The sequence below is a fragment of the Acinetobacter sp. WCHAc010034 genome, from assembly GCF_001696615.3.
Lineage (GTDB): Bacteria > Pseudomonadota > Gammaproteobacteria > Pseudomonadales > Moraxellaceae > Acinetobacter.
Window position 1 is genome coordinate 3445784 of record NZ_CP032279.1, and the last position, 12759, is coordinate 3458542.

The following is a 12759-nucleotide window of genomic DNA, read 5'->3' on the forward strand; positions in this document are numbered from 1 at the left end:
AAGTTAAAGTTAATACATATGTAAATTCAGATAATTAAGGAGCGAAGCAGAAATGAATAGTATCCCTGTAATGGAACTGCATAGCTCCACAGAAATAAATACTAAAACGGTGAATACCACATGCCCTTACTGCGGCGTGGGCTGCGGCGTGACGGCGCGGGTAGCGGAAACTGCGCTGGGGCAGAAAGTGACGGTGGAAGGCGACATCAGCCATCCCTCCAACTTTGGCAAGCTGTGCATTAAAGGCAGCAATCTGGCGGATACTTTGGGTCTGGAAACCCGCGTGCTTGAGCCGATGATCGGGCGCAAGGCTAGCCGTCAGGCAGCCAGCTGGGACACAGCAATTTCCGGCATTGCCGATAAATTTCAGCAATGCATTGATCAGCATGGCCGTGGCAGCATCGCCTTTTATGTTTCAGGCCAGCTGCTGACCGAAGACTATTATGCGGTCAATAAATTCGTCAAAGGCTATTTAGGCACGGCCAATATCGACACCAACTCGCGCTTATGCATGTCATCCGCCGTGGCGGCGCATAAAAGGGCATTCGGTGAAGATCTGGTTCCGGCAAGCTATGAAGATTTTGAACAGGCCGATATGGTGGTGCTGGTCGGCTCCAATACCGCGTGGTGCCATCCTGTGCTGTATCAGCGCATCATGCAGGCCAAAGAACGGCGCGGCCTGTTTGTGATAGTAATTGATCCGCGCTTTACCAGCACCTGTGAAGCGGCTGACCTGCATTTGCCGATTTTGCCGGGGCAGGATGTTGCGCTGTTTAATGGCCTGCTGCAGTATCTTGTGCAAAACGGCTATGCCGATCAGGACTTTGTCGCGCAGCAGACGCAAGGCTTGGAGCAGGCGCTGGCTTGCAGCGCCAGCGAAGCTTCCATGCAGGCCGTTGCAGAGCGGACAGGAATTTCCCTTGAAAAATTAGATCAGTTCTTCAAGGCATTTGCGCAAACCGGCAAAGTGATGACGCTGTTTTCCATGGGCGTCAACCAGTCTTCCCGCGGGGTGGATAAAGCCAACAGCATTATCAACTGCCATTTACTGACCGGGAAAATCGGCAAGCCGGGAGCAGCGCCATTTTCGATGACCGGCCAGCCGAACGCGATGGGCGGGCGGGAAGTCGGCGGCCTGGCCAATATGCTGGCCAGCCATTTAGAGCTGGAAAACCCGCAGCACCGCCAGCTGGTGCAGGACTTTTGGGGCAGCCCGCATATTGCCAGCCAAGCCGGGCTGAAAGCGGTGGATCTGTTTCAGGCGGTGGAAAGCGGCCAGATCAAGGCTATTTGGATTATGGCGACAAATCCTGTGGTCAGCCTGCCGGATGCGGATCAGGTTAAGCGCGCTTTAGAACGGTGCGAATTTGTGGTGGTGTCGGACATTTGCCAAGACACAGACACCACGCAATATGCCGATGTGCTGCTGCCGGCGCTGGGCTGGGGCGAAAAAGACGGCACCGTGACCAATTCTGAACGGCGCATTTCCAGACAGCGCGCTTTTTTAGATGCTCCGGCTGAAGCCAAAGCCGACTGGTGGGCGGTTTCTCAAGTCGCTAAAAAATTAGGATTCAGCGGTTTTGACTTTGCCGGCAGCCATGAGATTTTCCTGGAGCATGCGCGGCTTTCCGCCTGCCAAAACGCTGAGCTGGCAAAACGCGGAGAAACGCCGGATTTCCGCTACTTCAATCTGCAGGGCTTAAGTGACTTAAGCCTGCAGGAATACAGCGCTTTTGAGCCGATGCAATGGCCGGTTTGGCATAAGAGTCAAAAAGATGCAGAGGTAGCGCGCTTGTTTGAAAATGGCCGGTTCAGCCATGCCGGCGGCCGGGCCAATTTCATCGCTACGATTGCGGAAAATCCAGTGCATGCGGTAAGCGGTGAATATCCGCTGATTTTGAATACGGGCCGGATCCGCGACCAGTGGCATACCATGAGCCGGACTGGGCTGTCGGCGAATTTAAGCATCCATCGCGCAGAACCGTACTGCGAAATTCATCCGCATGATGCGCTGAAATATGGCGTCAAAGACGGTGAGCTGGTGGAGGTGCGCTCTGCATGGGGACTGTGCGTGCTGCGGGTGCAGGTCAGTGACAATATCCGCCGCGGCCAGGTCTTTGCGCCGATTCACTGGAATGATCAGGTGGCTTCAGATGCAAGAATCGGCAAAGTAGTCAATCCAGCGGTGGATGCGGTTTCCGGCGAGCCTGAGTTCAAGCATACCCCGGTCATGGTGCAGCCTTTTTACACCCAATGGCAAGGCGTGCTGTATGTGCGTCAGGGCTTTGAGGCGCAGGTGCAGCCGGGCATTCAAAAGGCTGTATGGTGGACGAGGGTCACCGCGGCGAAAGCCGTCCGCTATGAACTGGCGGACCGCCAGAAATTCAGCGCGGCAACGCAGCAGCTGCAGGCACTGCTGCCTTTTACGGATGAAAGCTTTGAATGGCTGAATGTGGAAGACCAGACCGCGCACATCAGCCATAGCGTGGTGCTGCAGGATGGGCATTTGATTGCCAGCCTGTATATTGCGCCGAAAGCGCTGCTGCCGGACCGGGACTGGGTTGCCAGCCTGTTCAAGCGGGAACGGCTGAGCGCGATGCACCGCAAAGCCCTGCTTGCCGGGCAGGCGATGTCCATGAACAGCAGTGAAGGGCCGCTGGTCTGCAGCTGCTTTAAAGTCGGCAAAAACCGCATTATCAATACCATTAAAGAACAGAAAATCAGCCATGAAAAACAGGTGACGGCATGCTTAAAAGCCGGAGGCAATTGCGGTTCGTGCCTGCCGGAAATCCGCGGCCTGATTAAAGCCTGTCAAGCGGAGTGCGCAGAATGAGAAGAAAAGCGTTAAAGCAAGCCGCTTATCCTGAAACCGATTTGGTCATTCTGGCGGGCGGTCAGGCGCGCCGCATGAATGGCATCAACAAGCTGCTGCAGAAGTTTGATGATGAAATCCAGCTGCTTAAAATTCATCAGCAGCTGAAATCGCGGGTATCGCAGGCGTGGATCAGCAGCCACCGCGATCATTCAATTTATGAGCGCCTGCTGCCGTCCATTCAGGTTTATCAGGATGATGAAGCGGGGTTTCAAGGGCCGCTGATGGGGATGAAAAGCGCGTGGGCGCATGTGCAGGCAGATTATGTGCTGTTTGTGCCCTGTGATGTGACGTTTATTCCCAATAAAGTGATTTCCCGCCTGCATCAGGCGCTGCAGCGCGATCCGCGCTGTGAAGTGGCGGTGGCGGCGATTAACGGCAAAGCGCTGTTTCCATTTTGCCTGCTGAAAAGAAGCAGCCTGCCTAAATTGATGCAGCATCTTGAGCAAAATCAGCGCAGTTTAAAGCAGTGTTTTGCCGATTTGCACATGCAAGTGGCGCGTTTTCAAAATCATGCACTGTTTTTTCACAGCATTAATTCATTTGATGAGCTGCAGCAGCACCAGCAGCTTCAATTTCTGTAAATTCCCTGCGCAGCGCTCTTGCCCAGCTTTTTAAAGGGCCGAGCTAGCAGCGGCATTGCGCCAAAATGGCCAGTCCATTTTGCAAAAAAAATCAAAGATATCAGCCGCAAGCGGGCGATTTAATACAAATGCGCAAAGTTGGAACACTTATTGCAAAATTTATTGAAATTGCACTGCAAGCAATAGGCGCAGAAATTTGAACTGGGCCAACGGCAGCGCAAAGCAAATCAGCGTCATGGACAACACAGATGAACAGCATGGCACAATTACAGCAGATGAATGCGTTTCAGGATCAGTTCGGGCGGGAGAAGCGCAAGCTTAGAATTTCCGTCACGGACCGCTGCAATTTCAAATGCAGCTACTGCATGCCTGAGCATCCAGAGTGGATGAAAAAGCACAATCTGCTCAGTTTTGAAGCGCTGTACCAATTTTGCGACTTTATGGTGCGCCGCGGCATTGAGCAGATCCGGATTACCGGCGGTGAACCGCTGCTGCGCCAGGGCGTGGTGCATTTCATTGCGCAGCTGCAGGCGCTGAGAAAGCTCGGGCTGAAGCGCATTTCCATGACCACTAACGGCCATTATCTGAAGCGCTTCGCCGCCGCCTTAAAGCAGGCCGGTCTGGATGATTTGAATATCAGCCTGGACAGCCTGAATGAAGCGCAATTTCATCAATTAACCCAAAAGCAGCTGCAGCCTGTGCTTGAAGGCATCGCCGCCGCGCAGGAAGCGGGATTCAGCATCAAGATCAATGCTGTGCTGATCAAAGGCCTGAATGACGATCAGATCATTCCTTTAGCGCAATGGGCGCAGCAGCAGAACGCCGAACTGCGCTTTATCGAATTCATGCCTTTGGATGGCGATCAGCACTGGACACAGCAGGCCGTGGTCAGCGAACAGCAAATTTTAGCGCAGCTGCAAAGCCGCTTTGATGTGCAGATGATGCAGGGGCAAGGCGCCAATCCCGCCCGCAACTATACGGTGAACGGCAGGCCCATCGGCATTATTTCGACCATCACCAATTCATTCTGCAGCAGCTGCGACCGCCTGCGCCTGAATGCGCAAGGCGAGTTTTATAACTGCCTGTTTGCGCGGCAGGGCCTGAACCTGAAAGCAGAAATAGAGCTGCTGTCTTCCGCTGAAAGCGTGGCTGAATCTGCGCTGCAGCAGCGGCTCAGCAGTTACATTTGGCGGAAAGAGCAAGGCTTTCATGCCATTCAGCAGCATCAGGCAAATAATTCCCGGAAAATCAGCATGCACATGATAGGAGGCTAGGATGAAGCAGGATAAAAAGATGATTACTGTCAAAATAGCCGCTTTTGGCGCCATTGAGCGCCGGCTGCCGCAGGACTTCAGCCTGCCATGCCCAGCAGGCAGTTCAGTCGCCGCCGTTTTGGAAGATCTGGCGCGCGCCTATCCGGAAGCCTATGGCATGCTGGGGCGCTGCGCCTGCGCAGTGGGCGAAGACATTATTCCGCGGCAAACCGCATTAACACAGGACAGCACTCTGGTACTGCTGTCACCCGTGGCAGGAGGCTGAAATGGAACTGAAAAATTTTCCGCGCATTCAGGCGGCCGCGCTGCATCAGCATGGCTTTGACGGCATTCAGCAGTTTCCCGAATGCGGTGGCATCGGCGTTTTTGTCGGCACGGTCCGCAATCATCATCAAGGCAAAGCGGTCAAGGCGCTGAAATATACCGCCTATGCGCCTGTGGCTGAAAAAATGATCCGGCAGATTGAGCAGGAAATTCAGGAGAAATATGACGTGTCTTATGTGCGGGTGGTGCACCGGATTGGCGCTTTGGATATCGGCGATACCGCAATTATCGCCATGGCCTACGCGGCGCACCGCCGTGAAGCCTTTCAGGCCTGCGAAGAGGCAGTGGAGCGGGTCAAGCATGAAGTGCCGGTATGGAAGGAAGAGTTTTACATGGACGGCAGCAGCCAGTATGTGGAGGGCTGCTGCATCCGCAAGGATCATGATGCGCCTCAGCCCATGCCTCATGCGCATGAAGGCCATGCGCGCTGCAGGCATGAGCATGCAGATTAAAGGCAGTTCTGCGCTCAGATTCCAAAAGTTAAAAATTTAGAGATAAGGATAGTGCAATGAAAGACGTAGGCATGAAGGCGGAAAGCTACCGCACTGCAGTTGCAGCAGGCATATTGCATGCGCCGCCGCATTGCATTGAACTGCTGCGCAGCGGCAATACCGAAAAAGGCGATGCGCTGAAAACCGCGCGCATTGCCGGCATTCTTGGCGCAAAGCGCACCGATGAGCTGATTCCGCTGTGCCATCCCTTGCCGATTTACCGCGCTGACGTGGAGTATGAGCTGTTCGAGGCGCATGTTGAAATTACCGCTGTGGTGGAAACCATTGGCCCGACCGGGGTGGAAATGGAAGCGCTGACGGCAGTCAGCCTGGCGGGCTTAACCCTGTATGACATGCTGAAGCCGCATTGCGAACCCGAAGATTTATGCCTGGATCAGGTCAAGCTGCAGAAGAAAAAAGGCGGGAAATCCCATTTTAGCCGCGTGCTGAAGGAAGCCATGCCGGCATCGGTCATTGTGCTTTCAGACACCGTAGCTGCCGGAAAAAAGCCGGATACCGCCGGGCAGAATGTTTTGGAAATCCTGCAGGAAGCCAATTTTGGCGCTGTCCATTATCAGGTGATACCCGACAGCCCTGAGCAGCTTTCAGCGCTGATTGCGCAGCAGAAAAACCATTATCCATTGATTTTGACTGTAGGCGGCACAGGGCTGGGGCCAAAAGACCTGACGGTCGAAACCATTCAGCCTTTGCTGCAGCGGGAAATTCCCGGGCTGATGGAAGCTTCGCGCAGTTTTGGCCAGCGCCGCACCCCTTATGCGTCTTTAAGCCGCGGCGTTGCCGGCTATATTGACAGCAGCCTGGTGATGACCCTGCCGGGAAGCCGCCAAGGTGCAAAAGAATCGCTGATTGCGGTGCTGCCGGCTTTGGTGCATTTGTTTGATGTGCAGAAAAATATTCCGCATGCAGGAGGCTATCAATGAATCAGGCTGTTACCCATTCAGGCTGCGGCGCAGAACCGGGGCTGATTTCGGCAGATCAAGCCATGCAGATGATGCTGGATCATGTGCAGTCTTTGACTGCGGAAACGCTGCCTTTAAGCCAGGCGCTAAACCGCTATGCTGCCGAAGACATTCATTCAGCCGTCAATTTGCCGATTTTTTCGCAAAGCGCGGTGGATGGCTATGCGGTATGTGCAGACCGGCAGATTCAGCCGAATGCGCGCTTTGAGCTGATTGGCGAAATCCGCGCTGGACAGGCGGCGGATGCGCAGCTCCAGCCAGGCCAGGCCATCCGCATTTTTACCGGCGCTGAAATTCCTGCAGGCACGGCAGCGGTCGCGCGTCAGGAAATTGTGCAGGCCGGGGCCGGCTGCATTGTGCTGACCGAGGCGCTGCAGCCGCATGCAGACATCCGCAGCATTGGTGAAGAAGTGGCTGCCGGGCAGCTGCTGGCTTGCGCCGGGCAGAAGCTGAGTGTCGGCGCAATTGCAGCCCTGAGCATGGCCGGAGTTAAGCAGGTCCGGGTTTTCCGCTATCCTAAAATTGCCGTGGTGATTACCGGCGATGAAGTTGCGGAAACTGTGGAAGACTTGAATTCAGGCCAGATTTTTGATGCCAACGGGCCGCTGATTCAGGCATGGTTTCAAGCGCAGAATCAGGCGGCTGATGTTATGCATGTGCAGGACAGTGAACAGGCGGCAATTGATTTATTTCATGCACTGAAAAACCAGTATGATGTGATCCTGACCACGGGCGGCGTGTCGGTCGGGGACTATGACTTTGTCCGGCCGGCAGCTTTGAAAACCGGCTTTGAGCAGATTTTCTGGAAAGTGAAGCAAAAGCCGGGCAAGCCGATCCTGTTCGCGCAGCATAAAGGCGCTGATCAGCATTCCTGCTGTCTGCTGGGGCTGCCGGGAAATCCGGGCGCAGTGTATATCGGCATGCAGCTGTATGCTGCGGTTTTGCTGAATGCACTGCAGGGCCAAAAGCGGCTGCCGGAGTGGTTCAGCGCGGTCATGACGCATGACTTGAAAGCGGATGCCCGTGAGCGCTTTTTAAGAATGTCCGCCAGCTTTGATCAAGGCCAGTTAAAGCTGGCCAGCCTCGCCAAGCAGCAGTCGCATATGCTCAGCAATTTAATGCAGGCCAATTGCATTGTGCGCGTGCCTGCCGGGCAGCCGGTTCAGGCCGGGCAGGTCCTGCAGGGCCTATTTATCCAAAACTGAAATCAGGGGAATATCCATGCGGATTCAACATTTAACACTCATGCTCGCGATGGTTTCAGCCTCTGGGGCAGCATCCGCGGAAACTGTCAAAATTTACGCAGCCGCCAGCCTGACCAATGCCATTGCAGATATTTCCGCGCTGTATCAGAAGCAGCATGCAGAGGCTGAAATTGTGCCGGTATTTGGCGCATCTTCAGCCTTGGCCAAGCAGGTTGAAGCGGGCGCATCCAGCGATATTTTCTTTTCTGCAGATCAGGACTGGATGAACTATCTGGTGCAGAAGCGCAAAGTTCAGGCCAGCCAAGTTACGCCGCTGCTGTTTAATGAGCTGGTGCTGATCAGCCCTTTGAGCGCGAAAATCAGCTTTACCGCCATTCCGCAGTTCAACTTTGCGCAATCCTTTCAAGGGCATTTATGCACAGGGCAAATGGAATCAGTCCCCGTTGGCAAATACGCCAAGCAGAGCCTGATTAAAATGAACTGGCTGAACAGCCTGAGAGGACGGATTGTGGGAACCGATGATGTGCGTTCGGCGCTGGCCTTTGTAGAGCGGGGCGAATGCCAGGTGGGCATTGTTTACAAAACCGATGCTCTAATCAGCAAAAAAGTCAAAATCATCGGGGCTTTCCCGGCCAATTCGCATGGCCCGATTGTGTATCCGCTGGCCTTGACCGGGCAGGGCCAGAACAATGCAGACGCCGTGAAATTCATCAAGTTTGTCAAAACCAGCCCGCAGGCCCGACAGGTTTTCCAGAAATACGGCTTTAAGCTCAAGGTGTAAAAGATACGATGCTGCTGACTCCTGAAGAACTCAGCGCGCTGCATCTTTCAGCAAAAGTTGCAGGCTTTGCCACAGCGTTTTGCTTGCCCTTTGCGGTCGCTGTGGCGTGGCTTTTGGCGCGCTATGAGTTCCGCGCCAAGTTTGTGCTGGAAGCGCTGCTGCAGATGCCGATGGTGCTGCCGCCGGTGGTGCTGGGCTACCTGCTGCTGGTGCTGTTCGGCAATCAGGGCGCAATTGGCCAATACCTCAGCGCTTTCGGCATTCAGCTGGCTTTTAACTGGAAAGGCGCCGTGCTGGCTTCAATGATTGTGGCTTTTCCCTTAATGGTGCAGCCCATCCGCCTGTCTTTTCAGATGATTAATCAGCAGCTGGAGCAGGTGGCCGGCTCGCTGGGCGCCAGCCCGCTCAAGGTGTTTTTCAGCGTCAGCCTGCCTTTGGCGCTGCCGGGTATTTTAATCGGCAGCATTCTATGCTTCAGCCGCAGCTTAGGCGAATTCGGCGCAACCATCACCTTTGTCGGCAATATTCCGGATGAAACCCGCACTATTCCGATTGCCATTTATTCCCTGCTGCAGCAGCCGGACGGCGACGCCATGGCGATGCGTCTGGTGACGCTCTCGCTGATCTTGGCATTTGCTGCCCTGATTGCGAATTATTTTATTCTGCAGCGCTATCAAAATAAGATGAGGGGCTGAAGATGCTGCAATGCGATTTTGAATACCGGCGCAATGATTTTCAGCTGCAGGTGAAGCTTGAGCTGGACCGGCAGATTTTAGGCATTATGGGGCCTTCAGGCGCAGGAAAAACCACGCTGCTGCACAATATTGCGGGCCTGCTGCAGCCTGCGCAGGGCAGCATCCGCTTTAATGGCGCCGTGCTGTCCGATGCCGCTTCGCGCACCTTTATTCCAATGCATCAGCGCCGGATTGCGCTGATTCTGCAGAATGCCTTGCTGTTTCCGCACATGAACGTCAGGCAGAACCTGCTGTATTCTCCGCAGGCCAAGAACCTCAGCGGCAGCCGTTTTGCGCTGGATGAAATCATTGATATTTTAGAGATCCGGCCTTTGCTGCAGCGCAAGGCGCATCAGCTTTCCGGCGGCGAAGCGCAGCGGGTATCGATTGGCCGCGCACTGATGTCATCGCCCAATTTACTGCTTCTGGATGAACCGCTGAGCGGCTTGAATGCGCAGCTGAAATTGCAGATTATCAGCTTCTTAAAGCAGATTCATCAGCAGTACCGGCTGCCGATGCTGTATGTCAGCCATCATGCCGAAGAGCTGAGCGCGCTGAACGCCGCGGTGCACCTGCTGGAACGTTAAGCGCGCAGTTTAAGCAGCGCTGAAAGCCCAATCTCAATTCCATTCATCAAGAAGCTGCAAAATCAAAGCGGCGGCTTGCCTGCATGCAGAACGCAGGGAATGCTTAAAAAACTTCGATGAAATCTTTATGAAAAATAATGCTTAGGTTAAGATGAGTCATCTTTTGTCTGAAGCATTTTGAAGTCTATGCAACCTTTTGTTCTATATAACTCAGAGCAGCGTAAAAAAGTTGAATTTGTGCCCCGCATCGATGGGCATATCGACATGTATGTGTGCGGCATGACGGTCTATGATTACTGTCATATTGGACATGCTCGGGTCATGGTTGCATTTGACTACATCATCCGTTTCCTGCGCAGCCAAGGCTGGAACGTGAAATACGTGCGCAACATTACCGATATTGATGACAAAATTATTGCCCGCGCCAATGAAAACGGCGAAAGCATCACGGCCTTGACCGACCGCTTCATCAAGGCGATGAATGAAGATGCGGAAAATCTGGGCTGCCTGCATCCGGATGAAGCGCCGCGCGCAACTGATTATATTGACCAGATGCAGAGCATGATCGGCAATTTGGTGAATAAAGGCACCGCGTACCCGTCTGCAAACGGCGATGTGTATTTCCAGGTGGAAAAATTCGCCAAATATGGCCGCCTGTCCGGGCGCAAGCTGGAAGATATGCAGGCGGGCGCATCTGAACGCGTAGACGTGGAAGTGGAAAAGAAGCATCCATTTGATTTTGTGCTGTGGAAACACGCCAAGGAAAATGAACCGTCTTGGGCTTCGCCTTGGGGCAACGGCCGTCCGGGCTGGCATATTGAATGTTCAGCGATGTCTACCTGCTGCTTAGGCAACCATTTCGATATTCACGGCGGCGGTTCAGACTTGATGTTCCCGCACCATGAAAATGAAATTGCGCAGTCCGAAGCGTCAACAGATGAACAGTATGTCAATTACTGGATGCATGTCGGCTTCATCAATGTTGATGGCGAAAAAATGTCTAAGTCTTTGGGCAATTTCTTTACCATCCGCGATGTAATGGAAAAATTCCATCCGGAAGTGATCCGCTACTTTATTGTGTCTTCGCATTACCGCAGCCCGGTAAACTTCTCCGACGTAGCGCTGAAAGAGGCGAAATCCGCGCTGTCACGCTTCTATCATTCGTTTAAAGCCTATCAGCAGGCTTATGGCGAACACACTGTTGAAACTTTAGATGAAGCATTGACCGAGCGCTTTAACGCGGCCATGCGTGATGATTTCAATACTGCTGAAGCTTTGGCTGTGCTGTTTGAAGTGAATAAAGAGCTGAACCGCGCGGTGAAGGAAGAGCAGGCGGAACAGGCGGCGGTTTATTATTCTACCTTGCGCCATTTGACCAATATTTTAGGCTTGGTGCAGCACAATGTTGAAGATTTCCTGAAATCTGATATCGGCCAGGAAGCATTGACGCTTTCTGAAGCGGAAATTGAAGGCCTGATTCAGCAGCGCGTAGACGCCAAAAAAGCCAAAGAATTTGCCAAAGCCGATGAAATCCGCCAGTCCTTGCTGGATCAGGGCGTGGTCTTGGAAGATACCCGCCAAGGCACTGTATGGCGCCGCGCTGATTAATTCAGCAAATGCATGCATAGGGAGTTGACAGTTTTATGAAACTCTCTATAATACATTTCCATATTGCGGGAATAGCTCAGTTGGTAGAGCATAACCTTGCCAAGGTTGGGGTCGGGAGTTCGAGTCTCCTTTCCCGCTCCAGAATATGAAAAAACCTTAGCCTTTTGGCTAAGGTTTTTTTTTGCTTTAAATTGTTACAAAGCGTAGTAAGGCATTAAAAGTTGAACATTTATAAACGTTCAATTTATAGAGATATGCTAAAATATCCGGAATTATTCTTAGTTATTTAAGCGCTGTATATACAGCTTAAAAAAGGTAAAGCGGCTTTGAATCCACCCAATATGCTCAATCAAATCGATTTCAAAAAGACCGCACTGGAAACCCTCAGCATTGAACAGCATGCTTTGGAAGTGCTGGCGGCGCAGATAGATCAGCGTTTTACCCAAGCCTGCGAAATTATTCTGCAATGCAAAGGCCGTCTAGTTGTGACCGGCATGGGCAAGTCAGGCCATATTGGCCGCAAAATGGCGGCGACTTTTGCATCTACAGGCACGCCGTCATTCTTTATGCACCCGGGTGAAGCGGGCCACGGCGACTTAGGCATGCTGGTGAAAGGCGATGTGCTGATTGCCATTTCCTATTCTGGAAAAAGCGATGAAATCATGATGCTTATGCCGCTGATCAAGCATGTCGGCGTGCCTCTCATCACCATTTCAGGCCATGACCAGGGGCCAATGCCGCAAAATGCAGATGTGGCTTTGACTTTGGGCGATATTCAGGAAGCCTGCCCATTGGGCTTGGCGCCGACATCCAGCACCACCGCGACTTTGGCTTTAGGCGATGCCTTGGCTGTTGCGCTGCTGGAAGCGCGCGGCTTCACTTCCGATGATTTTGCCCGTTCGCATCCTGCCGGAGCGCTGGGCAAGCGCCTGCTGCTGCACGTAAAGCACCTGATGCATATGGGCGATGAGCTGCCGAAAGTCGCGCCGGATACGCCTATGAATAAAGTGCTGTATGAAATTTCCAACAAGCGCTTGGGCTTAACTACGGTGGTTGATGCGGAAGACCGGCTGCTGGGCATTTTTACTGACGGCGACTTGCGCCGCCTGATTGACCGGCAGCAGGGCTTTGATGTCAATCTGCCGGTGTCTGAGGTGATGATTCAGCATCCGTCCACCATTTCCAAGGAAGCCCGCGCAGTTGAAGCGCTGGAGCAAATGAATGCAAAGAAAATCAATCAGTTTGTTGTTGTTGATGATGAGCAGCGGGTTATTGGCGTCATCAGCATGCATGATTTGATTCAGGCTGGGGTAAATTAA

At 53.1% G+C, this 12759-nt stretch carries 13 protein-coding genes and 1 tRNA gene; all 14 read left to right on the top strand.

The features are described from left to right. The first annotated feature begins 52 nt into the window (after positions 1-52). The 14 genes from BEN74_RS18205 (at position 53) to BEN74_RS18265 (ending at position 12759) form a co-directional block, all read left to right on the top strand. Entirely contained in the window at positions 53-2833 is a 2781-nt protein-coding gene (locus BEN74_RS18205) for a nitrate reductase (RefSeq protein ID WP_068910817.1), read from the top strand. Continuing rightward, on the top strand, positions 2830-3456 hold the full coding sequence (mobA, locus tag BEN74_RS18210; RefSeq protein WP_068910818.1) for a molybdenum cofactor guanylyltransferase: 627 nt from the start codon (positions 2830-2832) through the stop codon (positions 3454-3456). The genes BEN74_RS18205 and mobA overlap by 4 nt, the downstream gene beginning before the upstream one ends. Positions 3457-3521: 65 nt before the next feature. After that, positions 3522-3656, top strand: coding sequence for a hypothetical protein (locus BEN74_RS19845; protein ID WP_265936569.1), 135 nt, complete (start codon positions 3522-3524; stop codon positions 3654-3656). Between the two features lie 48 nt (positions 3657-3704). Beyond that, positions 3705-4730 carry a GTP 3',8-cyclase MoaA gene (moaA, locus tag BEN74_RS18215; RefSeq protein WP_068910819.1) on the top strand — a complete coding sequence of 342 codons (1026 nt, stop codon included), beginning with the start codon at positions 3705-3707 and terminating at the stop codon, positions 4728-4730. 19 nt (positions 4731-4749) lie between these two features. After that, positions 4750-4995 (top strand): MoaD/ThiS family protein, encoded by a 246-nt coding sequence (locus BEN74_RS18220; protein WP_416240763.1) that lies wholly within the window; start codon positions 4750-4752, stop codon positions 4993-4995. 1 nt (position 4996) lies between these two features. Beyond that, on the top strand, positions 4997-5506 hold the full coding sequence (locus BEN74_RS18225; protein ID WP_068910821.1) for a molybdenum cofactor biosynthesis protein MoaE: 510 nt from the start codon (positions 4997-4999) through the stop codon (positions 5504-5506). Between the two features lie 56 nt (positions 5507-5562). Further along, the gene (gene moaCB / locus BEN74_RS18230; RefSeq protein ID WP_068910822.1) at positions 5563-6486 is read left to right on the top strand and encodes a bifunctional molybdenum cofactor biosynthesis protein MoaC/MoaB; all 924 of its coding nucleotides are present in this window, start codon (positions 5563-5565) and stop codon (positions 6484-6486) included. Continuing rightward, the gene (locus BEN74_RS18235) at positions 6483-7730 is read left to right on the top strand and encodes a molybdopterin molybdotransferase MoeA (RefSeq protein ID WP_068910823.1); all 1248 of its coding nucleotides are present in this window, start codon (positions 6483-6485) and stop codon (positions 7728-7730) included. The genes moaCB and BEN74_RS18235 overlap by 4 nt, the downstream gene beginning before the upstream one ends. Before the next feature lie 16 nt (positions 7731-7746). Next, on the top strand, positions 7747-8511 hold the full coding sequence (gene modA, locus BEN74_RS18240; protein WP_068910824.1) for a molybdate ABC transporter substrate-binding protein: 765 nt from the start codon (positions 7747-7749) through the stop codon (positions 8509-8511). A gap of 11 nt (positions 8512-8522) precedes the next feature. Further along, positions 8523-9206 (top strand): molybdate ABC transporter permease subunit, encoded by a 684-nt coding sequence (gene modB, locus BEN74_RS18245; RefSeq protein ID WP_086374270.1) that lies wholly within the window; start codon positions 8523-8525, stop codon positions 9204-9206. Positions 9207-9208: 2 nt separating this feature from the next. Then, the gene (locus tag BEN74_RS18250) at positions 9209-9832 is read left to right on the top strand and encodes an ATP-binding cassette domain-containing protein (RefSeq protein ID WP_068910826.1); all 624 of its coding nucleotides are present in this window, start codon (positions 9209-9211) and stop codon (positions 9830-9832) included. A 186-nt stretch (positions 9833-10018) separates the two neighbouring features. Next, the gene (gene cysS / locus BEN74_RS18255; RefSeq protein ID WP_068910827.1) at positions 10019-11440 is read left to right on the top strand and encodes a cysteine--tRNA ligase; all 1422 of its coding nucleotides are present in this window, start codon (positions 10019-10021) and stop codon (positions 11438-11440) included. A 65-nt stretch (positions 11441-11505) separates the two neighbouring features. Then, a tRNA-Gly gene (locus BEN74_RS18260) sits at positions 11506-11581 on the top strand. A gap of 200 nt (positions 11582-11781) precedes the next feature. After that, positions 11782-12759: a KpsF/GutQ family sugar-phosphate isomerase gene (locus tag BEN74_RS18265; protein WP_068910828.1), complete on the top strand. Its 978-nt coding sequence runs from the start codon at positions 11782-11784 to the stop codon at positions 12757-12759.

What these genes read in the sequence shown, in the direction of transcription:
- BEN74_RS18235 (WP_068910823.1), top strand. Translation starts at nt 6,483, where the DNA reads ATGAATCAGGCTGTTACCCATTCAGGCTGCGGCGCAGAACCGGGGCTG.
- BEN74_RS18220 (WP_416240763.1), top strand. Translation starts at nt 4,750, where the DNA reads ATGATTACTGTCAAAATAGCCGCTTTTGGCGCCATTGAGCGCCGGCTG.
- BEN74_RS18225 (WP_068910821.1), top strand. Translation starts at nt 4,997, where the DNA reads ATGGAACTGAAAAATTTTCCGCGCATTCAGGCGGCCGCGCTGCATCAG.
- BEN74_RS18265 (WP_068910828.1), top strand. Translation starts at nt 11,782, where the DNA reads ATGCTCAATCAAATCGATTTCAAAAAGACCGCACTGGAAACCCTCAGC.
- moaCB (WP_068910822.1), top strand. Translation starts at nt 5,563, where the DNA reads ATGAAAGACGTAGGCATGAAGGCGGAAAGCTACCGCACTGCAGTTGCA.
- modA (WP_068910824.1), top strand. Translation starts at nt 7,747, where the DNA reads ATGCGGATTCAACATTTAACACTCATGCTCGCGATGGTTTCAGCCTCT.
- mobA (WP_068910818.1), top strand. Translation starts at nt 2,830, where the DNA reads ATGAGAAGAAAAGCGTTAAAGCAAGCCGCTTATCCTGAAACCGATTTG.
- cysS (WP_068910827.1), top strand. Translation starts at nt 10,019, where the DNA reads ATGCAACCTTTTGTTCTATATAACTCAGAGCAGCGTAAAAAAGTTGAA.
- BEN74_RS18205 (WP_068910817.1), top strand. Translation starts at nt 53, where the DNA reads ATGAATAGTATCCCTGTAATGGAACTGCATAGCTCCACAGAAATAAAT.
- BEN74_RS18250 (WP_068910826.1), top strand. Translation starts at nt 9,209, where the DNA reads ATGCTGCAATGCGATTTTGAATACCGGCGCAATGATTTTCAGCTGCAG.
- BEN74_RS19845 (WP_265936569.1), top strand. Translation starts at nt 3,522, where the DNA reads ATGGCCAGTCCATTTTGCAAAAAAAATCAAAGATATCAGCCGCAAGCG.
- moaA (WP_068910819.1), top strand. Translation starts at nt 3,705, where the DNA reads ATGAACAGCATGGCACAATTACAGCAGATGAATGCGTTTCAGGATCAG.